25 protein-coding genes are annotated in these 23488 nt (G+C 70.0%); 11 read left to right on the top strand and 14 right to left on the bottom strand.

What is annotated here, in order from left to right; genetic code table 11:
• Window positions 1-38 precede the first annotated feature (38 nt).
• The 4 genes from BM004_RS09120 to BM004_RS09105 are packed head-to-tail and all read right to left on the bottom strand — an operon-like array spanning window position 39 to window position 3378.
• Window positions 39-1583: a TolC family outer membrane protein gene (locus BM004_RS09120; protein WP_093212697.1), complete on the bottom strand. Its 1545-nt coding sequence runs from the start codon at window positions 1581-1583 to the stop codon at window positions 39-41.
• 21 nt (window positions 1584-1604) lie between these two features.
• Window positions 1605-1940: a rhodanese-like domain-containing protein gene (locus BM004_RS09115; protein WP_093212695.1), complete on the bottom strand. Its 336-nt coding sequence runs from the start codon at window positions 1938-1940 to the stop codon at window positions 1605-1607.
• Window positions 1941-1956: 16 nt separating this feature from the next.
• Window positions 1957-2634: a protein-L-isoaspartate O-methyltransferase family protein gene (locus BM004_RS09110; RefSeq protein ID WP_093128201.1), complete on the bottom strand. Its 678-nt coding sequence runs from the start codon at window positions 2632-2634 to the stop codon at window positions 1957-1959.
• A gap of 21 nt (window positions 2635-2655) precedes the next feature.
• On the bottom strand, window positions 2656-3378 hold the full coding sequence (locus BM004_RS09105; protein ID WP_093128203.1) for a TetR/AcrR family transcriptional regulator: 723 nt from the start codon (window positions 3376-3378) through the stop codon (window positions 2656-2658).
• 151 nt (window positions 3379-3529) lie between these two features.
• Here BM004_RS09105 and BM004_RS09100 point away from each other — a divergent pair, with 151 nt between their 5' ends.
• The 3 genes from BM004_RS09100 (at window position 3530) to BM004_RS09090 (ending at window position 7205) form a co-directional block, all read left to right on the top strand.
• Entirely contained in the window at window positions 3530-3910 is a 381-nt protein-coding gene (locus BM004_RS09100; protein ID WP_093213064.1) for a hypothetical protein, read from the top strand.
• 78 nt (window positions 3911-3988) lie between these two features.
• Window positions 3989-6094, top strand: a complete 2106-nt coding sequence (locus BM004_RS09095; RefSeq protein ID WP_093212693.1) for a TonB-dependent receptor — start codon at window positions 3989-3991, stop codon at window positions 6092-6094.
• Window positions 6095-6254: 160 nt separating this feature from the next.
• Complete coding sequence (locus BM004_RS09090; protein WP_093128207.1) at window positions 6255-7205, top strand: AEC family transporter; 951 nt, start codon at window positions 6255-6257, stop codon at window positions 7203-7205.
• 24 nt (window positions 7206-7229) lie between these two features.
• Here BM004_RS09090 and pdxH read toward each other — a convergent pair whose 3' ends face one another.
• The gene (pdxH, locus tag BM004_RS09085) at window positions 7230-7895 is read right to left on the bottom strand and encodes a pyridoxamine 5'-phosphate oxidase (protein ID WP_093213062.1); all 666 of its coding nucleotides are present in this window, start codon (window positions 7893-7895) and stop codon (window positions 7230-7232) included.
• A gap of 29 nt (window positions 7896-7924) precedes the next feature.
• On the opposite strand from pdxH, the gene BM004_RS09080 reads away from it, so the two are divergent.
• Window positions 7925-8512, top strand: a complete 588-nt coding sequence (locus tag BM004_RS09080) for a nucleotidyltransferase family protein (RefSeq protein ID WP_093212691.1) — start codon at window positions 7925-7927, stop codon at window positions 8510-8512.
• 17 nt (window positions 8513-8529) lie between these two features.
• On the opposite strand, the gene BM004_RS09075 is transcribed toward BM004_RS09080, so the two are convergent.
• Window positions 8530-9069: a superoxide dismutase family protein gene (locus BM004_RS09075; RefSeq protein WP_093212689.1), complete on the bottom strand. Its 540-nt coding sequence runs from the start codon at window positions 9067-9069 to the stop codon at window positions 8530-8532.
• On the bottom strand, window positions 9066-9818 hold the full coding sequence (locus BM004_RS09070; protein ID WP_093212687.1) for a gamma-glutamylcyclotransferase: 753 nt from the start codon (window positions 9816-9818) through the stop codon (window positions 9066-9068). Before BM004_RS09070 ends, BM004_RS09075 begins: the two co-directional genes overlap by 4 nt.
• Window positions 9819-9953: 135 nt before the next feature.
• On the opposite strand from BM004_RS09070, the gene BM004_RS09065 reads away from it, so the two are divergent.
• The 4 genes from BM004_RS09065 to BM004_RS09050 all read left to right on the top strand — a co-directional run bounded on the left by BM004_RS09065 (window position 9954) and on the right by BM004_RS09050 (window position 13965).
• Window positions 9954-10517: an OmpA family protein gene (locus BM004_RS09065; RefSeq protein ID WP_093212685.1), complete on the top strand. Its 564-nt coding sequence runs from the start codon at window positions 9954-9956 to the stop codon at window positions 10515-10517.
• Between the two features lie 199 nt (window positions 10518-10716).
• Entirely contained in the window at window positions 10717-12555 is a 1839-nt protein-coding gene (edd, locus tag BM004_RS09060; RefSeq protein WP_093213060.1) for a phosphogluconate dehydratase, read from the top strand.
• Window positions 12556-12598: 43 nt separating this feature from the next.
• The gene (eda, locus tag BM004_RS09055; RefSeq protein WP_093128215.1) at window positions 12599-13234 is read left to right on the top strand and encodes a bifunctional 4-hydroxy-2-oxoglutarate aldolase/2-dehydro-3-deoxy-phosphogluconate aldolase; all 636 of its coding nucleotides are present in this window, start codon (window positions 12599-12601) and stop codon (window positions 13232-13234) included.
• Window positions 13235-13236: 2 nt separating this feature from the next.
• Window positions 13237-13965, top strand: a complete 729-nt coding sequence (locus BM004_RS09050) for a haloacid dehalogenase type II (RefSeq protein ID WP_093212683.1) — start codon at window positions 13237-13239, stop codon at window positions 13963-13965.
• Between the two features lie 21 nt (window positions 13966-13986).
• Here the strand turns inward: BM004_RS09050 and BM004_RS09045 are convergent, their stop codons facing one another.
• From BM004_RS09045 to BM004_RS09015, 7 genes are all read right to left on the bottom strand, one after another.
• On the bottom strand, window positions 13987-14517 hold the full coding sequence (locus tag BM004_RS09045; RefSeq protein ID WP_093128218.1) for a DUF1697 domain-containing protein: 531 nt from the start codon (window positions 14515-14517) through the stop codon (window positions 13987-13989).
• 1 nt (window position 14518) lies between these two features.
• Window positions 14519-14932, bottom strand: a complete 414-nt coding sequence (gene gloA, locus BM004_RS09040; protein WP_093128219.1) for a lactoylglutathione lyase — start codon at window positions 14930-14932, stop codon at window positions 14519-14521.
• Window positions 14933-14994: 62 nt separating this feature from the next.
• On the bottom strand, window positions 14995-15684 hold the full coding sequence (locus BM004_RS09035) for a glutathione S-transferase family protein (protein WP_093212681.1): 690 nt from the start codon (window positions 15682-15684) through the stop codon (window positions 14995-14997).
• Window positions 15685-15800: 116 nt separating this feature from the next.
• Window positions 15801-16484, bottom strand: coding sequence for an ABC transporter ATP-binding protein (locus BM004_RS09030; protein ID WP_093212679.1), 684 nt, complete (start codon window positions 16482-16484; stop codon window positions 15801-15803).
• Window positions 16481-18169 carry an ABC transporter permease gene (locus tag BM004_RS09025; RefSeq protein ID WP_093212677.1) on the bottom strand — a complete coding sequence of 563 codons (1689 nt, stop codon included), beginning with the start codon at window positions 18167-18169 and terminating at the stop codon, window positions 16481-16483. The genes BM004_RS09030 and BM004_RS09025 overlap by 4 nt, the downstream gene beginning before the upstream one ends.
• Before the next feature lie 34 nt (window positions 18170-18203).
• On the bottom strand, window positions 18204-19274 hold the full coding sequence (locus BM004_RS09020) for a Fe(3+) ABC transporter substrate-binding protein (RefSeq protein ID WP_093212675.1): 1071 nt from the start codon (window positions 19272-19274) through the stop codon (window positions 18204-18206).
• Window positions 19275-19477: 203 nt separating this feature from the next.
• On the bottom strand, window positions 19478-20032 hold the full coding sequence (locus BM004_RS09015; protein WP_093128226.1) for a PaaI family thioesterase: 555 nt from the start codon (window positions 20030-20032) through the stop codon (window positions 19478-19480).
• 87 nt (window positions 20033-20119) lie between these two features.
• Here BM004_RS09015 and BM004_RS09010 point away from each other — a divergent pair, with 87 nt between their 5' ends.
• From BM004_RS09010 to BM004_RS09000, 3 genes are all read left to right on the top strand, one after another.
• Window positions 20120-20575, top strand: coding sequence for a MarR family winged helix-turn-helix transcriptional regulator (locus BM004_RS09010; protein ID WP_093128228.1), 456 nt, complete (start codon window positions 20120-20122; stop codon window positions 20573-20575).
• A 117-nt stretch (window positions 20576-20692) separates the two neighbouring features.
• Entirely contained in the window at window positions 20693-22006 is a 1314-nt protein-coding gene (locus tag BM004_RS09005; protein ID WP_093128230.1) for an MFS transporter, read from the top strand.
• 30 nt (window positions 22007-22036) lie between these two features.
• Window positions 22037-23464 carry an MATE family efflux transporter gene (locus BM004_RS09000; RefSeq protein ID WP_093212673.1) on the top strand — a complete coding sequence of 476 codons (1428 nt, stop codon included), beginning with the start codon at window positions 22037-22039 and terminating at the stop codon, window positions 23462-23464.
• Window positions 23465-23488: the final 24 nt, after the last annotated feature.

Genomic DNA, 23488 nt, shown 5'->3' with positions numbered 1-23488 from the left:
CCCCGGCCCTCCCCAGCAGGGGAGGGAGAAAACCCCCCTTAGCGCACCGGCGGATTCAGGATCACCGGTGGCACCGGTGCCGTCGGCATCGTCGGCGCCGGCGGATTGAACGGCTGCACCGGCACCGGCGGAATCACCGGAATGCTCGGCGGAGCGACCGGCACCACGGGTGCCGGAGTGCCGCGGTCCGGCGCGGTGGCCGACGGCACGGCCGGCACGCTGCCGTTGCTTGCCAGCGTCGCGTTGATCGCGTTCATGTCATCGGTCGTCAGCGTGCCGTTGGCCTGGCGCAGCTTCAGGTTGCCCAGCAGCACGTTGTAGCGCGCCTGCGCGAGGTCGCGCTTGGTCTGGAACAGCTGGCTCTGCGAGTTCAGCACGTCGATGTTGATGCGCACGCCCACCTGGTAGCCCAGGCGGTTGGCGTCCAGCGCGCTCTGGCTCGAGGATTCGGCCGCCTCCAGCGCCTTCACCTGGCCCGCGCCCGACACCAGCCCGAGGTAGGCCGCGCGCGTGGCCTGCGCCACGTTGCGGCGCGTGCCTTCGAGCACGCTGCGCGACTGGTCTTCGAGCGCCAGCGTTTCCTTGATGCGGTTCTCGGTGGCAAAGCCGGCGAACAGCGGCATGTTGAAGACGACGCCCACCGTGGTGGCGTTGACCCGCGTGCCCACCGTGCTGGTGGTGGTGCCGGTCGGGTTGCGCGTCACGTTGTAGCCCAGGTTGGCGTCCAGCGTGGGCTTGTGGCCGGCCTTGGCCTTCTCCACCTCGAGTCCGGCCACGTCGACGCCCAGGTGCGCCTGCTGGATGGCAGGGTGCACGGTGTCGGCCTGGGCCACCCAGGCATTGATGTCCGCGGGCAGGGCCGTGGGCAGCACCACCGGCACCGCCAGCGGCACCGGCACGCTGCCGGGGCGGCCGACCAGCTGGTCGAGCACCACCTTCTTCACCTGCAGGTCGTTCTCGGCCGCGATTTCCTGCGCGATCACCAGGTCGTAGCGGGCCTGCGCCTCGCGCGAGTCGGTGATGGTCGAGGTGCCGACCTCGAAGTTGCGCTTGGCCGAGGCCAGCTGCTCGGCCACGGCCACTTTCTGCGCGCGCACCAGCGCCAGGCTGTCCTGGCTCGCCAGCACGTCGAAGTACGCCTGGCTCACGCGCACGATCAGGTCCTGCTCGGCCACCGTGAACACCGCCTGCGCGATGTCGGCCTGGCGCTTGCCCTGCTCGTAGGTGGCCCAGTTGGCGGGGCGGTACAGCGGCTGCGTGGCGTTGATGCCCACGTTCTGCGTGTTGAAGTCGCGCGGCGTGGTGCTGCCGCGGCCGGTGCCCGTGAGGGTGTCGATCTCGATGTCGCTGCGGGTCACGCCGGCCGTGAGGCCGACGGCCGGCAGGATGCCCGCCTTGGCCTGCGCGGCGCGTGCCACGTTGGCGTCGTACTGGGCCCGCGCGCCCTGGTAGGTGGCGTCGAAGCCGCGCGCGGAGTCATAGAGTTCGTTCAGTGTCTGGCCCTGGGCCGGCAGTGCGAGCAGTGCTGCGAAGAGGCTTGCGAGCGCTGCGGAAAGAGGCGAAAGCCGGGGCCTGGAAGGCATTGAACGTCCTTGAAGAAAGAATCAGTAGCGCGGGACCGTGGGGTCGTGCGAAGACCAGGCGTCGATGCCGCCGGCCACATTGGCCAGCTCCGCAAAGCCGTGCTGGTTCAGGAAGGCGGCCACGCGCTGGCTGCGCGCGCCGTGGTGGCACAGGCATGCGATGCGGTGGCCGTCATTCAGCTCGGCCAGCCGCCCGGGGATCTCGTTCATCGGAATCGCGACCAGGGTGAAGCCCTGGGGCACGACGCTCGCGGTCTGCAGCTCCCAGGGTTCGCGCACGTCGAGCAGCACGGGCGTGGCGTCGGCGTTCTGGGCGAACCAGGCGGCAAGGTCGGCGGGGCGGACTTGGTCGATCATTCGGTGGACCGCCGGCTCAGAACGAGAAGCGCGAAGGCTCGGGGAAGTTCAGCAGGCGCGGCGCCACGATGTCCCAGGGCTGGATCGTGTCCCACTTGCTTTCGCTGGTGCGGGTGACGAAGTGGGCGCGCATCATCGGCTCTTCGCCCACGATGGCTGCCAGGCGGCCGCCGACCTTGAGCGAACCCAGCAGGTTCTGCGGAATGCGCGCGACCGAGCCGCTGAGCACGATCACGTCGAAGCTCGGGCCGCTGGCCAGGGGCACGGCGCCGTCGGCATGGCGCACTTCGACGTTGGTCACGCCGTTCTGGCGCAGCGTTGCGGCGGCGCGGGCGGCCAGCACGGGGTTGATCTCGAGCGACAGCACCTGGGCGGCGCGGGCGCCGAGCAGGGCGGCCATGAAGCCGGAGCCGGTGCCGATCTCGAGCACCGATTCATGCTTCTGGATGTGCAGGTCCTGCAGCGTGCGGGCCTCGACCTTGGGCGACAGCATGAATTCGCCGGGCACGGAGCCGTCCAGCAGCGGCAGTTCCATGTCGAAGAACGACAGGGTGCGGTGCGCGTCGGGCACGTAGTCCTCGCGATGGATCTGGGCCAGCAGTTCGAGGATGTCCGTCTCCAGCACATCCCAGGGACGGATCTGCTGTTCGATCATGTTGAAGCGCAAGCGCTCGAGGGTGGGGGTGGGGTTCATGGCGTGGCTTTCCTAGTGGGCTCAGGACAAACCTTCAATTTTAGGTGGCGCCGGTGACACCGGCGGCGCAGTCGGCCTTCCGGGACGCGCCGTGAGCCCGTTGATGACCACATCGGCCTGGGTCGCGAGGTACTTTTCGGGCTCCAGGGCCGACACGCCGTCGACGCAGACCATGGCCGAATGCTTCCAGAGCATGAGGAAGACCATGGGCGCCACCACCGCGTAGATGGCGTGCTCGACGTCCATCGGCGCGAACTCGCCGCTGTCGATGCCGCGCTGGAAAATGCGCCGCAGCAGGTCGTGGCCGGGGCGGACCACCTCGCGGCGGTAGAACTCGGCCAGCTCGGGGAAATTGGCGCCCTCGCTCATCATGAGCTTGGTCAGGCCCGAGGCCTGGGTCATGCCGACGCGTTCCCACCACACGTTCATGCAGTAGCGCAGCATGTCGGCGGTGGTGCCCTCGAAGGCCTCGAATTCGGCGTTCCACTCGGTGAAACGGCCGCCGAGGCTTTCCATGACCACTGCCTTGAACAGCTCTTCCTTGCTCGGAAAATAGAGGAACAGCGTGCCCTTGGACACGCCGGCGCGTACCGCCACTTCCTCGGAACGGGTGGCCGCAAAGCCTTTTTCCACGAACAGGTCGAGCGCGGCGGCCAGCAGTTCGCCGGGACGCGCCTCTTTCCGGCGCTCGCGCTTGGAGCGGACCGGGCAGATCTTGTCGACGAAGGAACGGGGCGTTGGCATGGTGTTAATGACTCGCGGGTTAGTAATGTAGTGACCGGCATTCGCCACGTCAAGCCGCGACAATATCGGGCTTGCCTTTTTCCAACCCGCCGCAACAGCGCCTCGCCGTCTTCACCGTCGCCGACGCCCTGACCCTGCGCTCTTGAGCCCCGTGCAACTTTCCCTGCGTCAATCCCGTACCCGTTCGACCCGCGCGCTCGTCATCGCGCTGATGGTCGCGGTGTGGTTCGCCGGCACGCTGGGGCTGATGCACCGCTCGCTGCACGTGCCCGGCCTGCCGGCCGCCGCGGAGCATGCGTTGCAGATACCCCACAAGCATGCCGGCCATCACCTGGCCAGCCTGTTCGGCGAGCACAGCGACGCCGAATGCCGGCTGTACGACCAGTTGGCGCATGGCGCCAGCGCACCGGGCGTGCCGCTGGTGGTGCTGCCGATGCTGCTGCCGGCGGCCACCTTCGCTTTTCTCGAGGGCGAAGCCGTCGCCCGATGGGTCGCGCTGTTCGACGCGCGCGGCCCGCCTTCCATTCGCTGAATCCCCCCGAGTGCCGGTTGCTGCACCCGCCTTGCGCGGGGGCGGCCGGTCGTCCCTTGATTCAACGAATGTCCTTTCATGACTCCCAATTTCCGTCGCAACGCCGTGGGCGCTGCCATTCTTTCGCTCGCCTCCTTCGCGACCCTGGCGCAGGCCCAGGCCCCGTCCCAGGTTCAGCCGCAAGCCCAACCCGCTGACGCCGCCAGCCTGCGCGAAGTCACCGTCACCGGCAACCCGCTCGGCGCCTCCGATCTCATCGCGCCCACCACCACGCTGTCGGGCGACAAGCTGCTGCTGCACTCCGAGTCCACCCTCGGCGAAACGCTCAACAACCTGCCCGGCGTGAGCAGCAGCTACTTCGGCCCCAACGCCAGCCGCCCGATCATCCGCGGCCAGGACGGCGACCGCATCCGCATCCTGCAGAACGGCGGCGGCGCGCCCGACGCCTCGGCGCTGAGCTACGACCACGCGGTGCCGGTCGACGCGCTGGTCACCGAGCGCGTCGAGGTGCTGCGCGGCCCGTCGGCGCTGCAGTACGGCGGCAGCGCCGTGGGCGGCGTGGTCAACGTGATCGACAACCGCATCCCGACCGAGCCCATCAACGGCTTCGGCGGCCGCGCCGACCTGGGCTATGCCACCGGCAACAAGGAAAAGAACGGCGGCGTGGTGTTCGAAGGCGGCAACGACCGCATCGCCGTGCACGTGGACGCCTTCAACCGCGACTCGAATGACGTGTCGGTGCCGATCACGCTCGAATGCAGCAAGCCCGGCTCGCCGTGGTCGGCGCGCAAGATCTGCAACTCGGCCAACGAGGCGCACGGCGGCGCCATCGGCGGCACGGTGTTCTTCGACCAGGGCTACCTCGGCGCCTCGGTCAGCACCTACCGCAGCACCTACGGCACCGTGGCCGAGGACGACGTGACCATCGGCATGAAGTCGGACCGCTACGCGCTGGAAGGCGAGTGGCGTCCGGGCGGCTTCATCAGCAGCATCCACGCCAAGCTGAGCCACACCGACTACCGCCACACCGAGTTCGAGGGCGGCACGCCCGGCACCACCTTCTCGAACATGAGCAACGACCTGCGCATCGAGGCGCGCCACCAGAAGATCGGCAACTTCGAAGGCCTGGTCGGCTTCAGCAGCGAGACCAACCGCTTCGCCGCCGACGGCGAGGAAGCCTTTGCGCCGCACAGCCGCACGCGCTCCACCGCGCTGTTCCTGCATGAAGAGCTGGGCACCTCGTGGGGCCGCCTGAGCTTCGGTGCGCGCACGGAGCGCGTGCGCATCCGCTCGCTGGGCTATCCGGACGACCCGAGCGTGACGCGCTTCGCCATCGGCGAGCGCACCTTCAACCCGCACAGCGCGGCCGTCGGTGCGCTGGTCAACCTCGCGCCGCAATGGCAGCTGACCTCGAACCTGGCCTACACCGAGCGCGCACCGAAGGACTACGAACTGCTGGCCAACGGCCCGCACGTGGCCACGGCCGCGTGGGAGGTGGGCGACCCGAACCTGAAGAAGGAAAAGTCGACCGGCATCGACCTGGGCGCGCAATGGAAGTCGGGCCCGAACACGGCCCGCGTCAACGCCTACGTGACGCGCTTCCAGAACTACATCGGCCTCACGGCGTCGGGCCGCAACCTCGACGAAGAGGGCAACGTGGCCGAGCCCGGCGCCACCGACACGCTGGCCGAGTACGTGTACGGCGGCGTGCGCGCGCGCTTCACCGGCATCGAGGCCAACGGCAACCTGCGCCTGCTGGGCGCCGACGGCTTCGCGCGCATGGCCAACGCGGACACGCTCGACCTGGAGTGGCGCGGCGACATCGTGCGCGCCAAGAATCTCGACTCCGGCGAGCCGCTGCCGCGCATCGCGCCGCTGCGCCTGGGCGCGACGCTGGCCTATGGCAGCGGCCCGTGGACGGCGCGCTTCGGCTTCGACTACAACGCGGCGCAGCACCGCATTCCGAGCGTGGGCGCGCGCGAGACCGATGCGTACACGCTGTGGAACGCGGCCATCAGCTACCGCATGAAGGTGCAGCGCGCCAACCTCACCTGGTATGCGCGCCTGGACAACATCACGAACAAGCTGGCCTACAGCCCGACGTCGATCCTCACGACGACGGTCTACCCGAATGCGCCGCTGCCGGGGCGCATGCTGAAGCTCGGGGTGCGGGTGACGTTCTGATCGCCTGAGTTTCTCCCTCCCCCGCCGGGGGAGGGCAGGGGCGGGGGCTCGCGGCCTGTGATGAAGCCGCGGTTTCGCGCGTGCCGCTTGCCCCGATCCCCGCCTTCCCCCGGGAGGGGAAGGCGCAAGACGGAACGCACCCCTCGGCTATCCTCGCCGAGTGAATTCCTTCGTCATCTCCTCGCTTCTTCCCGTCGTCCTCCTCATCGCCGCCGGCTACCTCGCCGGACGGCGCCGCTGGATCGGCGGCAACGCGGTGAAGGACCTGTCGAACCTCATCTTCCTGCTGCTCGCGCCCGCGCTGCTGTTCCGCGCCATGAGCACGGTGCACGTCCAGGAACTGAGCCTGAAGCCGGTGGCGGCGTACTTCATCGCCTCGGGCCTGCTGTTCGCGGCCACCATGGCGCTGCGCGGCTTCAACCGCACGGCGGCCGTCATCGCGCTGGCCAACACCTACAGCAACACCGTGATGATCGGCATCGTGCTGGTCGACCTGGCCTACGGCGACGCGGGCATGGTGGTGCTGCTCACGCTCATCTCGCTGCACTCGCTGGTGCTGCTGACCAGTGCCACCGTGGTGCTGGAGCTCGCGGTGGCGCGCGAGCATGCGGCCGGCAGCGGCGCGCCGGCGCGCTCGATGGGGCGCACCGTGCTGCGCGCGCTGCGCAACGCGATCATTCACCCGGTGCCGCTGCCGATCATCGCGGGCCTGCTGTTCGCGCAGACCGGGTGGACCATGCCCGAGGTCATCGACAAGCCCATCCAGTTGCTCGGCCAGGCCTTCGGTCCGGTGGCGCTGGTGATGGTGGGCATCACGCTGGCGCTCACGCCCATCGGGCGGCACTGGCGCGGCGCGCTGGCGCAGGCGCTGGTGAAGAACCTGCTGCATCCGCTGCTGGTGGCCGCCATCGGCTGGCTGCTGGGCGTGCGCGGCATTCCGCTCACGGTGATGGTGGTGGCCGCGGCGCTGCCCATCGGCGCCAACGTGTTCCTCTTTTCGCAGCGCTACCGCACGGCCGAAGACCTGGTGACGGCCAGCGTCGCGGTATCGACCGTGCTCGCGCTGGGCACGCTCACGCTGGTGATGGTGTGCGTGCGCTGGCTGCCTTGAACGGCCCGGCCCTTGCCGTTGCGTTCAGGGCGCGAGGCGTTCGCGCACCCAATTGCCGCCTTCGCCTGCGCCTTCGAGCCGGTAGCGCAGCCGGTCGTGCAGCCGGCTCTTGCGGCCCTGCCAGAACTCCCAGCGGTCGGGCACCAGGCGGTAGCCACCCCAGTGCGGCGGGCGCGGCGGCGACAGCAGGTGCTTCGCCGCGAACACGGCGGCGTTCTTCACGAGCACGTCGCGCCCGCTGATGACTTCGCTCTGCGGGCTGGCCCAGGCGCCGATGCGCGAGTCGAGCGGGCGGCTCGCGAAGTAGGCGTCGCTCTCGTCGGCGCCGGCCTTCTCGACGCGGCCCTCGATGCGCACCACGCGCTCCAGCTCGACCCAGTGGAACTGCAGCGACGCGTACGGGTTGCCCGACAGCTCGCGGCCCTTGCGGCTCTCGTAGTTGGTGTACCAGACGATGCCGCGCGCGTCGCAGCCCTTGATGAGCACGATGCGGCTGGACGGCCGCAGGTCGCTGCCCACGGTGCACAGCGTCATGGCGTTGGGCTCGGGCACCTGCGCGCCGATGGCTTCGGTGAGCCAGCGTTCGAACTGCTTCAGCGGATCGCCCGCGCTGTGGGCCTCGCCGAGCTCGGCGCGCTCGTAGCTCTTGCGCAGCGCGGCCAGTGCGTCATTGGAGAGAGGGGAAGTCATGGCCGGATTGTTGCGCACATACTCGGCCCATGACGACGCAGGTGAACTCCAGGCCGGCCCTCTCGCGGACGCCGGTGGTGATCGTGCTGGCCTCGGGCCGCGGCGAGCGCTTCATCGCGGCCGGCGGCACGGGCTCGAAGCTGCAGGCGCTGCTCGCGGGCAGGCCGGTGCTCGAGCGCACGCTCGACGCGGTGCGTGCCAGCGGCCTGCCGTGGCACGTGGAAGACGCGGGGCACCCGGGCATGGGTGACTCGATTGCCGCGGCCGTGCGCGCCACATCCGGCGCCGCGGGCTGGCTGATCCTGCCGGGCGACCTGCCGCTGGTGCAGCCCGCCACGCTGCGCGCGGTGGCCGCCGCGCTCGGCGGCCGGGTCAATGCGGTGCAGCCGCAGTTCCAGGGCGAGCGCGGGCACCCGGTGGGCTTTGCCGCGGGGTGCGGCGCCCAACTCGCGACCTTGGAGGGGAATCTGGGTGCATCGCCCGTCCTGCGTGCGATGCGCGCTATCGATTCAGTAGCGGACCTGGCGGTGGACGACGCCGGCGTGGTGACCGACATCGACACGCCCGAGGCGCTGGCGCGCGCCGAAGCGCTCTGGCTGGCGCGCGCGGCGGCCTAGCTGGTTGTCGTGCCCGCTCAGGGCTTGGTGATCACGGCGCAGGCGATGCGCGGGCCGGAGTTGCCCGAGGGCTGTGTCGTGAAGTCGTCGCGGTCGCGGTGCAGCACCAGCGCGCGGCCCGCCACGTTGTTGACGGCGCCGTCGGTCAGCGAGATCGAGTGGTCGTCTACGCTGAAGCGCACCACGCCGTTGGCGTCGGCCACCAGGCTCGGCAGTTCACCGGCATGGCTGCCCGCCGCGGCGAACTTTCCGTGCGTGCCGCCCGTGGGGTTGAAGTGGCCGCCCGAGGCGTCGCCGTTGTTGCCGCAGTCGCCCTTCTCGTGGATGTGGAAACCGTGCTCGCTGCCCGGCACCAGGCCGCGCACTTCGCCCGACACGCGCAGGCCGTGATCGAGGGCGGCGAACTTCACCGTGCCGCGCGTCGGGTTGGGCGTGATGGCGCCGGTCGGCACCAGCTCGACGGTGGTGCTCGGCTTGCCGCCCATGCTGCCGCAGGCGGCGAGGAGGGTGGCGGCGAGGAGGGCGGCACCGGTGGCGGCGAGGCGGCGTTGGGTCATGTGTTTTCCTTGGACGGTCCCGGGAGCCGGGACGATGGTTGCGAAGAAGATGAAGAGGAGGGTTGCGAAGAGGATTCGGCAGAACTGTCTGCAGACCCCGGAACATATACCGGAGGCCGCGGCGCGTCGCAATCGGCGGCGGCCCCGGATTGCTGCTGGCGCTGCTGTTCCTGCACCGCGCTCAGCGCCACCAGGCGGGCCAGCGCGGCGTCGTGGATCGAATGGCGCTGCAGCTCGAGCAGCGTCTGGCGCGCGTAGTCGAGCGAGGTGCCGTAGCGGCCCACCGCGTTGGCGAAGATGTGGCGGTAGCGCTCGTCGGTGAGTTCGCCGGTGAAGTTGGGGCTGCGCCGCGACAGCGTGAAGGCCAGCGCGCGCACCGGGCCTTCGGCCGTGCCGCAGCGCAGCCACTTGGGGTCGTACACGCCGGTCGGCATCTCGCGCAGCCAGAGCCGGCGCAGCGTGGCCAGGCCGTCGGCCTTGGGCACGCGAAACACCATGCCGCGGCAACTGCCGCCGGAGAGCAGCCCGAACACCAGGCCGGGCACCTGCACGCTGCCGCGGTTCACGCGGCTCCACATCTTCAGCGCCCGGTGCCAGCCGCGCACCCAGGCCTGGCGCCGCTCGATGAAGTCGAACTCGGGCCGCCAGATGAGCGAGCCGTAGCCGAAGAGCCAGAGGTCCTCATGCCCGCCCCAGTCGGCGATCGCGCGCTCGAGCATCGGCTGCGGATCGCGCAGCGGCGTGGGCATGGGGTCGAGTCCCGGCGGACCGGGATCCGGCGCGGGGTCCGACACGGAAGTGCCGGGGGCGGCGCCTACAATTTCCTGATCATGGTTCACCGCACCATTATTTACCGCCCTCTTTCCTACGGAGCAAGACCCCCGATGAGCGACGACGACAGCCAGCAGAATTTCATCCTCGGATTCGTCATGGCGCTGATCGCCCTGGTGATCTTCTTCGTGGTGGGTATCGTGCTATGGCACAAGGGCCACAACCCTGCTGCTGCTGCCGCACAGGCCGCGGCCGCCAAGCCGGCGGTGGTGATTTCGGCCCCGGCCCCCGGTGCGGAGCCCAAATTGGCCGAAGTGACCGAGACGGTGACGGTCACCATCCCCGACGGGGCGAGCATTCGCGTGGTGAACGGCGTGGTGAACTTCTACTTCGCGACCGGCAGCGCCGACCTGGCGCCGGGCGCCGCCGAGGCGCTGGCCGCGGTCATCAAGGGCGTGGAGAGCGGGCGCAAGGCGGTAGTCTCGGGCTACCACGACACCACGGGCGACCCCGCCGTGAACGAGCAACTCGCCAGGAAGCGCGCCGAGATGATCCGCGACGTGCTCGTGGGCCTGGGTGTGCCGGCCGCGAAGGTCGACCTGCAGAAGCCTGAAGTCACGGCCGGTTCGGGCAACAACGCCGAGGCTCGCCGGGTCGAGGTCAAGCTGGTCGACTGAGCGCCGGGCCCTCCGGTCCACGCAACAAGAGCCCGGTGATGCCGGGCTTTTTTGCGCCTGCCGCCCACCCGCGCCCGGAGGGGCCAGATTCGTATCGCCGGGCGGCCGGATTTCATCGGCCTTTCGCAGAGGGCTTGGTACCATGGGCCTCCAGGCCCACAGTCGCCCTGGCGACATGCAGCACGAGCCCACGACCCCCATGAGCAGCACACACCCCACCGTACGCGACGTCACCGATCGCATCCGCGAGCGCAGCCAGGGGCTGCGCAGCGCCTACCTCAGCCGCCTCACCGAGATCCGCAACCGCGACCGCGGCTCCGACCGCATGGGCTGCGCCAACGTGGCGCATGCCGTGGCGGGCATCCCGGCCAGCGACAAGTTCCGCGTGGTGACCGAGCGCGCGCCCAACATCGGCATCGTCACCGCCTACAACGACATGCTCTCGGCCCACGCGCCGTACCAGGGCTACCCGGACATCATCAAGCACGAGGCCCGCCGCCTCGGCGCCACCGCGCAGGTGGCCGGCGGCGTGCCGGCCATGTGCGACGGCGTCACGCAGGGCACGCCCGGCATGGAGCTCAGCCTGTTCAGCCGCGACGTGATCGCCATGGGCACCGCCATCGCGCTCACCCACGACATGTTCGACAGCGCGCTGATGCTCGGCGTGTGCGACAAGATCGTTCCCGGCCTGCTGATCGGCGCGCTGCACTTCGGCCACCTGCCGACCGTGTTCGTGCCCGCCGGACCGATGCCCTCGGGGCTGTCGAACGGCGCCAAGTCGAAGGTGCGCGAACAGGCCGCGCAAGGCCTCGTGGGCCGCCAGGGCCTGCTCGACGCCGAGATGGCGGCGTACCACTCGGTGGGCACCTGCACCTTCTACGGCACGGCCAACAGCAACCAGATGCTGCTCGAGGCCATGGGCCTGCACGTGCCCGGCACGGCCTTCATCCAGCCCGGCGACGCGATGCGCGAAACGCTCACGCGCGAAGCCGTGCGCACGGTGCTCGGCAAGGCCGGCGACGTGGCCTTCAGTTGCCCGCCAATCGGCGAGATGGTCGACGAGCGCTGCATCGTCAACGCCATGGTCGCGCTGCTGGCCACGGGCGGCTCCACCAACCACCTGATCCACTGGGTGGCCGTGGCCCGTGCCGCGGGCATCGTGATCGACTGGGACGACTTCTCGAAGCTCTCCGACATCGTTCCGCTGCTGACCCGCGTGTACCCCAACGGCAGCGCCGACGTGAACGAGTTCCAGGCCGCGGGCGGCCCCGGCCTCGTGATCGGCGAGCTGGTCGAGGCCGGCCTCATGCACGCCGACGTGCTGACCGTGCGCTCGGGCGGCATCCGCGAATTTGCCAACGTTCCCGCGCTGGCGGGCGACGCGAGCGAGCAGCGCCTGCAGTGGACCCCGGCCGCGCCGCTGAAGAACGAAGCCATCACGCGCACCGTCGAGCGCCCGTTCAGCGCCACCGGCGGCCTCAAGCTGCTGAGCGGCAACCTCGGGCGCAGCGTGATCAAGGTGTCCTCGGTGCCCGACGACCGCCACGTGATCGAAGCGCCCGCGCGCGTGTTCGACTCGCAGGCCGCGCTGCAGAAGGCCTTCACCGCCGGCGAACTCGAGCGCGACGTGGTCTGCGTGGTGCGCTGGCAAGGCCCGCAGGCCAACGGCATGCCCGAGCTGCACAAGCTCACGCCGCCGCTGTCGGTGCTGCAGGGCAAGGGGTTCCGCGTGGCGCTGGTCACCGACGGCCGCATGAGCGGCGCTTCGGGCAAGATTCCCGCGGCGATCCACGTCTCGCCCGAAGCGGCCGCGGGCGGCCCGCTCGCCAAGGTGCGCGACGGCGACCTGATCCGCCTCGACGCCGTAGCGGGTACGCTCGCCGTGTTGTTGCCCCAGGACGAATGGGATGCGCGCGAAACCGCGACGCTGTCCGAAGCCCAGCGCATCGCCGACGGACACGGCCTTGGCCGAGAACTGTTCGCCGGCATGCGCCGCAATGCATTGACCGCAGAAGAAGGCGCCTGCTCATGGCTGTGATGGAGCTCGCCCCCACGTTGCGCGTAATTGATGGAGATATGAAATGACAGACAAACTCACCCCCCTCGACGTGATGCGCGACGCGCCGGTCATTCCGGTCATCGTGCTGAACGACGTGAAAGACGCCATTCCCCTCGCACGTGCGCTGGTGGCCGGCGGCATCCGCATGCTCGAAGTCACGCTGCGCACGCCGCAAGCGTTGCAGTGCATCGAGGCCATCGCCAAGGAAGTGCCCGAGGCCGTGGCCGGCGCGGGCACCATCCGCAGCGCGGCCGACGCGCAGGCGTCGGCACTGGCCGGTGCCAGGTTCGGCGTGAGCCCGGGCTACACGCGCTCGGTCGGCAAGGCCTGCCACGACCTCGGCCTGCCGCTGCTGCCCGGCGTGGCGACCGGCAGCGAGATCATGACGGCGCAGGAAGACGGCTACACCCAGCTGAAGTTCTTCCCCGCGCTGCAGGCCGGCGGCCTGCCGATGCTGAAGGCCTGGCAAGGCCCGTTCGGCGATGTCACCTTCTGCCCGACGGGCGGCATCCACGCGGGCAACGCGGCCGAGTTTCTCGCGCTGTCGAACGTGGCCTGCGTGGGCGGCTCGTGGATCGTGCCGAGCGACGCGATCCGCGACGGCGACTGGACCCGCATCGAGCAACTGGCACGCGCCGCGAGCCAGCTGCCGCGCTGACCATGCGCGCGGATTTCGACGCGAGCGACCTCAAGGTCATCGCGTTCGACGTTTTCGGAACGGTGGTCGACTGGCACAGCGGCATTGCGGCCGAGTCGCAGAGTGCCTTGCCGGGCGTGGACGGCGCCGCCTTCGCGCTGGCCTGGCGCGCGGGCTACCAGCCCGCCATGAAGAGCGTGATGGAGCGCATTGCCGCGGGCGAGGGCGGCTTCACGCTGCTCGACGAGCTGCACCTGAGCATGCTCGAGCAGGTGCTGCGCGACTTCGGCCTGTCCGACCGGCTCGACAGCGCCGCCAAGCGCGACCTGAGCCGCGCCTGGCACCGCCTGCCGGCCTGGCCCGATTCGGTGGCCGGGCTCACGCGGCTCAAGAAGAAGTTCACCATCTGCACGCTGTCGAACGGCAACATCGGCCTGCTCACCGAAATGGCCAAGCGCGCCGGCCTGCCCTGGGACTGCGTGCTGTCGGCCGAGGTCTTCAAGGCCTACAAGCCCGACCCGCGCACCTACCTCGGCGTGGCGGGCGTGTTCGACGCGACGCCCGGGCAGGTGATGCTGGCGGCCGCGCACCACGACGACCTGGCGGCCGCGCGCGTGTGCGGCCTGAAGACCGCGTACATCGAACGCCCGCATGAATTCGGCCGCGCCCAGCCGAAGGACGTCTCGCCGCTGCCGGACAACAACCTGCACGCGCGCGACATCGACGTGCTGGCCGACCTGCTCGGTTGCTGACCGGCGCGTTGCTCACGCTGCTCAGCCCGTGAGCAGCTTTTCCACCGTGCGCAGGTTGCGCGTGGTGGTGCTCGACCTGTAGCGCGTCTTGGCCAGCAGCTTGGCCACCGGTGTGTCCAGGCTCTCGCCGCGCGGGCATTGCCAGTACAGCACGCCCTTGCCGCGCTGCAGCTGTTCGGTGCCGGCATCGACGGTGCCGGCCTTCTCCATGATCTCGTCGAGCATCGCGGCGTCGGAGCCGAACACGATGTACGGATGGCGCTCGTCGTCGATGCGCTCGAAGGGGTAGGCCTCGGCCATGCCGGCCACCTGCTTCTGCGTGAGCAGCACGATCCACGCGTCGTAGCCGAAGCGCTCGCGCAGCGCCTGCTCGATGCGCGTGCGCAGCGCGGCGGCATCGCGCTCGTCGGCGTCGAACAGCACGTTGCCGCTGGCCAGCACGGTGCGCACCGCGCCGAAGCCGAGCCCGGTGAACAGCGCCTTCAGGTCGGCGCTCTTGATCGCGATGCCATTGACGTTCACGCCGCGCAGCAGGGCGACGCGGCGGGTCATGTCAGCGCAGGCCGCCGCCGGCGGCGTCTTCGTTGCGCTGGATCAGTTCGATCTTGTACCCGTCCGGGTCGGTCACGAACGCGATCACCGTGGTGCCGCCCTTGACCGGACCGGCCTCGCGCGTCACGTTGCCGCCCGCGGCCTTGATCTTGTCGCAGGCCGCATAGGCATCGGGCACGCCGAGCGCGATGTGGCCGTAGGCGGTGCCGAGCTCGTAGCTCTCGGTGCCCCAGTTGTAGGTGAGTTCGATCTCGGCCTGCTCGGGGTTGCCCTTGTCGAAGCCGAGAAAGGCGAGGCTGTACTTGTACTCGGGGTTCTCCGACGTGCGCAGCAGGTTCATGCCGAGCACCTGGGTATAGAAATCGATGGAGCGCTGGAGGTTGCCGACGCGCAGCATGGTGTGAAGGAATCGCATCTCGTGGGGCCGTGTAGTTGTTGCAGAGGAAGGCCGCTATTGTCGGCCTCCCGGCGCGGCGATCAAGCCGCCAGGGTCAGCAGGTGGGCCTGGTGGCGCTCGAGGAACTCCATCAGGTGCCGCGGGTACTCGGGCACCACGGCGTCACGCACGCTGGGGCGGGCCGCCAGCGCCTTGCGCCAGGCATCGACCCTGGGCAGGGCGTCGAAGATGTGCGAGTCGCTGAGGCCGTCGAACACTTCGAAGTAGCGGAACACGGGCGCGAACACCGCGTCGACGAGGCTGAAGTTCGGGCCCGCGAAGTAAGGGCCGTCACCTGAACTTGCCAGCGCGGCCTCCACGCGTTCGAACTTCGCCACCAGCGCAAGGCGCTTCTGCGCGAACACCGCCGCGTCCTGCGTGGTCTCGTAGCCCCACAGGTCGGCGAGGACGGCCGAGCCGAACTCCATCCATGCGCGGTGTCCGGCGCGGGCGAGCGGGTCTTCGGGATGCAGGCGCGCACCGGGCTGCGTCTCTTCGAGGTACTCGCAGATCACGTTGCTTTCGAACAGCACGGCCTCGCTGCCGTCGGGCTTGTGCACCTTCAGCAGCGGCACCTTGCCGAGCGGCGAGATGTCGAGGAACCACTGGGGCTTGTTCGCGAGGTCGATGACCACGCGCTCGAAAGGCACGCCTTTTTCATGCAGCGCGATGGCGGCGCGCTGCACGTACGGGCACAGCAGGTGGCTGACGAGGGTGAGAGCTTGCGTCATGGGGCTTTCCGTTCTCGGTGGGGGAGTGTGTGGGTGCGTGGCTGGGAACGCCGCGATTCTTGCGATCCCGAACAACCTTTTCCCGCAAAGCCCATTCGACGAACGGACCGCCTGTGCTAGGCCGAGGTGGCTTGCCAGTGCGTGATTCGTCCGCCGTGCATCACGCCGATGCGGTCGGCCATGGCGTGCGCTTCGGCCTCGTTGTGGGTGACGAGGACGGCCGTCTGCCCGGCCTGCTTGAGGATGCCGCGCACCTCGGCCGTCAGTCGTTCGCGCGTGCCGCCGTCGAGGTTGGAGAAGGGTTCGTCCAGCAGCAGCAACGCGGGCGAGGGCGCAAGCGCGCGGGCCAGTGCAATGCGCTGCTGCTGGCCCCCGGAAAGCTCGTGCGGATAGCGTTCGCCCGCGTCGGCCAGGCCCACCAGCGCGAGCATTTCGGCGACGCGCGCCAGCTGCGTGGCACGGCCGAGGCGACGCAGCCCGAACGCCACGTTCTTCGCGGCCGACAGGTGCGGGAACAGCGCGTACTCCTGGAACATCATGCCCACTCGCCGCTGCTCGGGCGGCAGGCGCGTCTGCGCGGACGAGAGCAGCACGCCGCCCAGCCGCACGGTGCCGGCGCGCACCGGCTCGAAGCCCGCGATGGCGCGCAGCACCGTGGTCTTGCCGCAGCCCGAGGGGCCGAACAGGCAGGCGATGTCGCCCGCGTTCAGCGCGAGCGAGAAGCCATCGACGACCGTGTGCAGGCCGCGCGGGGTGTCGTAGGCGAGCCGGACGGCGTCGAGGTGCAGGGGGGAACTCATGGTGTCTTGTCGGGCCCGGGAACTTGTGCGGCAGCGGGCGTGCCCAGCTGGTTGCGCGCCAGCAGCACCACCGGCAACAGGCCGGCCAGCACGATGGCCAGCGCGGCGATCGCGCCTTCCTCGTAGGTGCCGCGCGCGGCCTCGGCGTAGAGCCAGGTGGCGAGGGTGTCGAAATTGGCGGGCCGCAGCAGCAGCGTGGCCGGCAGCTCTTTCATGGCGTCGACGAACACCAGCAGCGCACCCGCGGCCAGGGCAGGGCGCAGCAGCGGCAGGTGCACGCGGCGCAGCGTGCCGGCGGTGGTTTCGCCGAGCAGGCGCGAGGCCTGCTCGATGGCGGGTGGAATGCGCGCGAGGCCGGCCTCGATGCCGCCCACCGGCATCGCCAGGAAGCGGATGGCGCAGGCCACGACCAGCACCACGCCCGCGCCCATCAGCGGCAGGCCCTGCCAGCCGAACGCGGTGGCCAGGGCCGAATCGAACGCCAGCGCCGGCGTGAGCAGGCCGATGGCCAGCACCGTGCCCGGCACCGCGTAGCCCAGCGTGGCGGCGCGTGCCTGCCAGCGCGCGCGGTTCGGGCGCGAGCCCTGGCTGCGTGCGGCCCAGGCCACCACCAGGCCGGCGGCCACGGCGGCCACGGTCACGCCCGCGGCCAGTGCGAGCGTGTTGCCGAGGCTGGCGACCAGCCCATGCGAAATGCCGCCGCCCTGGCGCAGCCGCTTGGCGCTTTCCCAGACCAGGTAGAGCGCGGGCGCGACAAAGCCGATCAGCACCGGCAGCGAGGCCGTGGCGGTCGCCGCCCAGGCCGCGCCGCCGCGAAGCCGGCGCGGCTGCACGGCGCGCATGCGCTGCGCCGAGCCGAAGCGCTGGTGCTGTCGGCCGTTGCGCTCGAGCCAGACCAGCGCCACCACCACGAACAGCATCGCGCAGGCGATCTGTGCGGCGCCCGCCAGGTCGGAGCGCGTGATCCACGTCGTGTAGACCGCCACGGTGAGCGTGTTCACGCCGAGGAATTCGGAGGCGCCGATGTCGTTGAGCGTCTCCAGCAGCGCCAGGCTCAGGCCCACGGCCAGCGCGGGCCGCGCGAGCGGCAGCGCCACGCGGAAGAACGCGCCGCGCCGGCTCTCGCCGAGCATGCGCGCGGCTTCCATCAGGTGCGCGGGCTGCGTCATGAACATGGCGCGCGCCGTCAGGTAGACGTAGGGGTACAGCACAAAGCCCAGCACGAAGATCGCGCCGGGCATCGAGCGCAGGTCGGGCAGGCGGAACTGGCGCGGGCTGTCGAAGCCCAGCACCCAGCGGATCGCACCCTGCACCGGGCCGATGGGATGCAGCAGGTCGAGGTAGGCGAAGGCGACGATGTAGGTCGGCATGGCCAGCGGCAGCAACAGCGCCCAGTGCAGCACGCCGCGTCCGGGGAAGTCGTGCGCGGTGACGAGCCACGCGCAGCCGGTGCCGATCACCAGCACCAGCGCGCCCACGCCCGAGAGCAGCAGCGCCGTGTTGAGCGCCGCCTGCGGCAGCACGTGCGCGAACAGCGGCCCCCAATGGCCCACGCCCGAGCCGAAGGCCAGCCACGCCAGCGTGAGCACCGGCGCGAGCACGCCGAGCGCGATCAGCAATGACACGCAGCGCCAAGCCGGGCCTGCTGCGCGCAGGCCCGGCGGTGGGCGCCTCAAGGGGGTCATTCAGTCGCCGGCAGGCGTGCCCGGCCGTTCGATGTCACTGGTCGAAGCCGACCTTGTCGACGAGGGCGCTGGCCTGCTTGCGGTACTTGGCGATCTCGGTCAGCGGCAGCGGATCGACCTTCAGCTCGCCGATGGTCTGGCCGATGATCGGGTCGAGCGCCACGCCCTTGCGCACCGGGTACTCGTAGTTGGCCTGCGCGTAGAGCGACTGCGCCGGCTCCGACACCAGGAACTCGAGCAGCTTGACGGCGTTGGCGCGCTGCGGCGCGTTCCTGGCCACCGAGGCGCCGCTGATGTTCACGTGCGTGCCGCCGCTCTTCGTGTTGGCGAAGGTCGGGCGCACCACCTTGATGGCGTCGCCCCACTTGCGCGCGTCGGTGCCTTCCTTGGCGCTCTTCATCTGGCCGACGTAGTACGAGTTGGCCAGGCCCACGTCGCAGATGCCGCCCAGGATGTCGCGCGCCACGTCGCGGTCGCCGCCGGTGGCCTTGCGCGCCAGGTTGGCCTTCACGCCGCGCAGCCACTGCTCGGCCTTGGCCTCGCCGTCGTGCGCGATGAGCGCCGCGACCAGCGCGGTGTTGTAAGGATGCTGGCCCGCGCGGATGCAGACCTTGCCCTTGTACTTGGGGTTGGCCAGGTCTTCGTAGCGGAAGTTGGTGAGCGGCAGGCTCTTGTCGGCGTACAGCACGCGTGCGCGCATCGACAGCGAGAACCACTGGCCGTCGGCGCCGCGCAGGTTGGCCGGAATGGCCGATTCGAGCGCGGCCGATTTCACCGGCTGCGTCACGCCGCCGTCGACCAGGTCCATGAGGTTGCCGATGTCCACCGTCATCAGCACGTCGGCCGGCGAGCGCGCGCCTTCGGCCTTGACGCGCTCCAGCAGCCCGTCCTTCACGAACACGGTGTTGACCTTGATGTTGCTCTGCGCGCTGAAGGCGGAGATGAGCGGCTGGATCAGCGCGGGCTCGCGCGTGGTGTAGAGCGTGAGTTCATCGGTCGCTGCCTGCGCGACTTGCGTGGGCAGGGCGGCGATGGCCAGCCAGGTGGCGCTGGCGCCGAGCAATGCGCGCGCGGCGCGGCCTTGGACGCGTGAGCGTTCGGTCATGGTGATCCTCCGGGAAGGCAGTGAGGTGTTCTAAAAGCGCCGGCGCCTGTTGTTGTCGTAATGGCCGTGTTGCGAATAATTATCACTGGAGGCCCGGAGGGGCCGCGCCTTTGGACTTACAGCCCGAAGGCCTACTTGGCGCGAAGGCAGGGCGCCGTGCGGCGGCGCAAAAGAAAGGGCGCCATGAGCCGCCCGGGGCGGGCTCAGCCCGCCGGACGCGTCTCGAACACCAGGCAGGTGGTCGTGGCGTGCGCGTACAGCGTGCCGTCGGCACCGACCAGGCGCGCCTCGGCCGTGGCCAGTTGGCGGCCGCAGTGGATCACCTTGCCTTCGGCGCGCACGCGCTGCACCTTGGGCGTGAGGCCCTTCACGTAGTTCACGCTGAGTTCGGCGGTCGTGTAGGCGCGCCCGGGCGGCATCATGGTGTGCACCGAGCAGCCCAGCGCGGAGTCGAGCATGGTCGCGACCCAGCCACCGTGGATGGTGCCCAGCGGGTTCAGGTGCTGCGCCAGCGGCGTGCCCTGGAAGATGGCCACGCCCTGGCTCACTTCGATGATCGTGAAGTCCAGCGTCTTGGCGATGGCGGCGTAGGGGATCTCGCCGTTCAGCATGGCCTGCATCACTTCGAGGCCGGTCTTGCCCGCCACCTGCTCGGGACGGGCCACGCCCGGGCCGGGGCCGGCGTCGAGGCGGTCGGTGATCTTCTTTTCTGCGGCGATCCAGGCTTCGAGCTGGTTCTGGCTGGGGGTCTGCGTCATGCCGATGGGTCTCCTGTCCGAGGGTGTGCGAGGTGCCGAATGGGCTGTAGGTTGCATATGCAATAGTTGCAGCTACAATAATACCCCATGGACACGCTCACCAAACCGCGCGGCTGCACCAGCTTCAAGGTGCGCCAGCTCTCGCGCCGCCTCTCGCAGTTCTACGACGCCGAGGTGTCGAAGAGCGGGCTGAAGACCACCCAGTACTCGTTGCTCTCGAACCTGGCGCGCCTGGGCCCGTCGCGCCCCGTCGACCTGGCGGGCGAGCTGAAGATGACCGCGTCGACCCTGAGCCGCAACCTGCAGCCGCTGATTGCCGCCGGCTGGATCTCGCTCGGCGCCGGCGCCGACGCGCGCAGCCGGCTGGTCGCGCTCACCGAGGCGGGCGAGGCCAAGCGCAAGGAAGCGCAGACGCACTGGAAGACGGCGCAGCAGAACATCAATGCATTGCTGGGCGTGGAGCGTGTGCTCGCGCTGCACCTGCTGGTCGACGAGGCGATGGCGCTGCTGGGCGGCGACGAAGAGCCCGACGCCGAAGACTGACCCTCACACCCACCACGGCACAACACGTTTTTCACCACGCGCCACGTTGCGCGCGGGTCTTGCTTTCGCTTTCGTTTCCTTCTCCTCCTCCCATTCAATTCCAACAGCAGAGGTCCCATGTTCGCCACCCAAGTCTCCGCATGGCTGCAGCGCCGCGGCATTCACTACGGATGGATCGTCGCCGCCATCACCTTCCTGACCATGCTGACCATGTCGGCCGCGCTGGGCCTGCCGGGCGCCATGCTCAAGCCGCTCGGCCAGGAATTCGGCTGGAGCACGGAGCAGATCTCCTCCGCGCTCGCGCTGCGCTTCGCGCTGTTCGGCCTCATGGGCCCGTTCGCCGCGGTGCTCATGGAGCGCTACGGCCTGCGCGCCGTGATCTGCACCGGCCTCACGCTCGTCGGACTGGGCATGGCGCTGGTCACCATGGCCTCGCAGCTGTGGCAACTGTTCGTGCTGTGGAGCCTGATGCTGGGCCTGGGCACCGGCATGACGGCGCTGGTGCTCGGCGCGGTGGTGGCCAACCGCTGGTTCGTGACGCGGCGCGGCCTGGTCATCGGCATGCTCACGGCCAGCTCGGCCACCGGGCAGCTGGCCTTCTTGCCGTTCGCGGCCTGGATGATCGAGCACTGGGGCTGGCGCTCGGCCATCGTGCCGATCGTGATCGGCAGCATCCTCATCGGCGTGCTCGCGCTGTGCCTGATGCGCAACCGGCCGTCGGACATCGGCCTGCTGCCCTACGGTGAAAAGCCCGGCACGCAGCCGGCCGCGCCGGCCGCCGCGGCGCCCCTGATGAACTTCGCCACGCCGTTCCGCGTGCTCAAGGAAGTCTCGACCAACCGCACCTTCTGGATCCTGGCGGGCACCTTCTTCATCTGCGGCCTGAGCACCAACGGCCTGGTGCAGACGCACTTCATCTCGCTGTGCGGCGACTACGGCATGAGCGCGGTGCCCGCCGCCTCGGTGCTCGCGATGATGGGCGCCTTCGACTTCGTCGGCACCATCCTGTCGGGCTGGCTGTCGGACCGCTACGACAACCGCAAGCTGCTGTTCTGGTACTACGGCCTGCGCGGGCTGTCGCTGTTCTGGCTGCCGCATTCGGAGTTCACCATCTACGGGCTGGGCATCTTCGCGATGTTCTACGGCCTCGACTGGATCGCCACCGTGCCGCCGACGGTCAAGCTCGCGGGCGCCGCCTTCGGCCCCGCCAAGGTCGGCCTGGTGTTCGGCTGGGTCTTTGCCGCGCACCAGCTGGGCGCCGCCACGGCCGCCTATGGCGCGGGCTTTGCGCGCACGCTGCTGCTGACCTACACCCCGGCGCTGTACGCCGCAGGCGCGGCCTGCTTGGTGGCGGCGGTGATCGTGATGATGATCCGCCGCCCGGCGGCGAAGGCCGGCACGCCGGTCACGCCCGCCGCGGCCCGTGCCTGATCGCACCCTGAACCCACCGGGACACCCGCCATGACCACTTCCAACAGCGCCAACCTCGACTCGCTCGACCCGCGCACGCGCCGCCTGCTCGAGGCGCCCATCGTGCCCACGCTGCTGCGCCTGGCCGCGCCCAACGTGCTGGTGATGGTGGCGCAGGCCTCCGTCGGCCTCATCGAGACCTACTTCGTCGGCAAGCTCGGCACCGACGCGCTCGCCGGCATGGCGCTGGTGTTCCCCATCGTCATGCTGATGCAGATGACGTCGAGCGGCGCCATGGGCGGCGGCATTGCCTCGTCGATCGCGCGCGCGCTCGGTGCGCGCCGCCGCGCCGACGCCGACGCGCTGGTGTGGCACGCCATCGTCATCGCGCTGGGCTTCGGCCTGTGCTTCACGCTGGCGCTGCTGCTCGGCGGGCGCTGGCTCTACGGGATCATGGGCGGCACCGGACCCGCGCTCGACGCGGCGCTCACGTACTCGAACTGGGTGTTCGCGGGCGCAACGCTGGTGTGGCTGTTCAATTCGCTGTCGGCCATCATCCGCGGCACGGGCAACATGTCGGTGCCGGCCAATGTGACGGTGGTGGGCGTGGTGTTCCTCATTCCCGCGTCGCCGTTGCTGATCTTCGGCGTCGGTCCGTTGCCGGGCATGGGCATTGCCGGCGGTGCGATGGCGCTGCTGCTGTACTACCTGCTGGGCTCGATCGCGCTCATCGCGTACCTGCGCTCGCCGCGCAGCCTGCTGAAGTTCACGCTCGGCGCGCTGCAGCTGCGCTGGCCGATGTTCCGCGACATCCTGCGCATCGGGCTCGTGGGCGCGGTGTCGACGGTGGCCACCAACCTGGCGATCGGCATCGCCACCGCGCTGACGGGCCACTTCGGCTCCGGCGCGCTGGCCGGCTACGGCACGGCCTCGCGGCTCGAGTACCTGCTGGTGCCGCTGGTGTTCGGCCTGGGCGCACCGCTGGTCGCGATGGTCGGCACTTGCATGGGCGCGGGCCAGCGCGAGCGCGCGCTGCGCGCCACCTGGGCCGGCGCGGCGCTGGCCTTTGCGCTGACCGAGACCATCGGCGTGGCCGCGGCGCTGTTCCCGCGGCCGTGGCTGATGCTGTTCGGCAACGACCCCGCGATGCTCGAGACCGGCGCACACTACCTGCGCGTGGTGGGGCCGCTGTACGGTTTCTTCGGTGTCGGGCTGGTGCTGTATTTCGCGTCGCAGGGCGCGGGCCGGCTGATGTGGCCGGTGCTGGGCAACATCGCGCGCCTGGTGGTGGCGGGCACCGGCGGCTGGCTGGCGCTGCGCTGGGGCGGCGGCCTCTCCGGCGTGTTCGCGGCGCAAGGCGTGGCGCTGGTGGTGTACGGCGTGGTGAGCGCGTCGGCCATCGCGGGCGGCGCCTGGTTCGGCCGCGTGGGCTGGCCGCGCACCACCAGCGGATTGCTGCGTCGCGTGGCGCAGGCCTGAAGCTCAGTTTTCAACAGACTCTCT

It is taken from the genome of Variovorax sp. OK212 (genome assembly GCF_900112425.1).
Taxonomy (GTDB): Bacteria; Pseudomonadota; Gammaproteobacteria; order Burkholderiales; family Burkholderiaceae_C; genus Variovorax.
The sequence above is the reverse complement of the archived record's forward strand: the minus strand, read 5'-3'. Positions and strand labels throughout refer to the sequence as shown.

Coding starts and splice junctions, on each gene's coding strand:
- BM004_RS09120 (WP_093212697.1), bottom strand. CDS start 1,583: ATGCCTTCCAGGCCCCGGCTTTCGCCTCTTTCCGCAGCGCTCGCAAGC.
- BM004_RS09115 (WP_093212695.1), bottom strand. CDS start 1,940: ATGATCGACCAAGTCCGCCCCGCCGACCTTGCCGCCTGGTTCGCCCAG.
- BM004_RS09110 (WP_093128201.1), bottom strand. CDS start 2,634: ATGAACCCCACCCCCACCCTCGAGCGCTTGCGCTTCAACATGATCGAA.
- BM004_RS09105 (WP_093128203.1), bottom strand. CDS start 3,378: ATGCCAACGCCCCGTTCCTTCGTCGACAAGATCTGCCCGGTCCGCTCC.
- BM004_RS09095 (WP_093212693.1), top strand. CDS start 3,989: ATGACTCCCAATTTCCGTCGCAACGCCGTGGGCGCTGCCATTCTTTCG.
- pdxH (WP_093213062.1), bottom strand. CDS start 7,895: ATGACTTCCCCTCTCTCCAATGACGCACTGGCCGCGCTGCGCAAGAGC.
- BM004_RS09080 (WP_093212691.1), top strand. CDS start 7,925: ATGACGACGCAGGTGAACTCCAGGCCGGCCCTCTCGCGGACGCCGGTG.
- BM004_RS09075 (WP_093212689.1), bottom strand. CDS start 9,069: ATGACCCAACGCCGCCTCGCCGCCACCGGTGCCGCCCTCCTCGCCGCC.
- BM004_RS09070 (WP_093212687.1), bottom strand. CDS start 9,818: ATGCCCACGCCGCTGCGCGATCCGCAGCCGATGCTCGAGCGCGCGATC.
- BM004_RS09065 (WP_093212685.1), top strand. CDS start 9,954: ATGAGCGACGACGACAGCCAGCAGAATTTCATCCTCGGATTCGTCATG.
- edd (WP_093213060.1), top strand. CDS start 10,717: ATGAGCAGCACACACCCCACCGTACGCGACGTCACCGATCGCATCCGC.
- eda (WP_093128215.1), top strand. CDS start 12,599: ATGACAGACAAACTCACCCCCCTCGACGTGATGCGCGACGCGCCGGTC.
- BM004_RS09050 (WP_093212683.1), top strand. CDS start 13,237: ATGCGCGCGGATTTCGACGCGAGCGACCTCAAGGTCATCGCGTTCGAC.
- BM004_RS09045 (WP_093128218.1), bottom strand. CDS start 14,517: ATGACCCGCCGCGTCGCCCTGCTGCGCGGCGTGAACGTCAATGGCATC.
- gloA (WP_093128219.1), bottom strand. CDS start 14,932: ATGCGATTCCTTCACACCATGCTGCGCGTCGGCAACCTCCAGCGCTCC.
- BM004_RS09035 (WP_093212681.1), bottom strand. CDS start 15,684: ATGACGCAAGCTCTCACCCTCGTCAGCCACCTGCTGTGCCCGTACGTG.
- BM004_RS09030 (WP_093212679.1), bottom strand. CDS start 16,484: ATGAGTTCCCCCCTGCACCTCGACGCCGTCCGGCTCGCCTACGACACC.
- BM004_RS09025 (WP_093212677.1), bottom strand. CDS start 18,169: ATGACCCCCTTGAGGCGCCCACCGCCGGGCCTGCGCGCAGCAGGCCCG.
- BM004_RS09020 (WP_093212675.1), bottom strand. CDS start 19,274: ATGACCGAACGCTCACGCGTCCAAGGCCGCGCCGCGCGCGCATTGCTC.
- BM004_RS09015 (WP_093128226.1), bottom strand. CDS start 20,032: ATGACGCAGACCCCCAGCCAGAACCAGCTCGAAGCCTGGATCGCCGCA.
- BM004_RS09010 (WP_093128228.1), top strand. CDS start 20,120: ATGGACACGCTCACCAAACCGCGCGGCTGCACCAGCTTCAAGGTGCGC.
- BM004_RS09005 (WP_093128230.1), top strand. CDS start 20,693: ATGTTCGCCACCCAAGTCTCCGCATGGCTGCAGCGCCGCGGCATTCAC.
- BM004_RS09000 (WP_093212673.1), top strand. CDS start 22,037: ATGACCACTTCCAACAGCGCCAACCTCGACTCGCTCGACCCGCGCACG.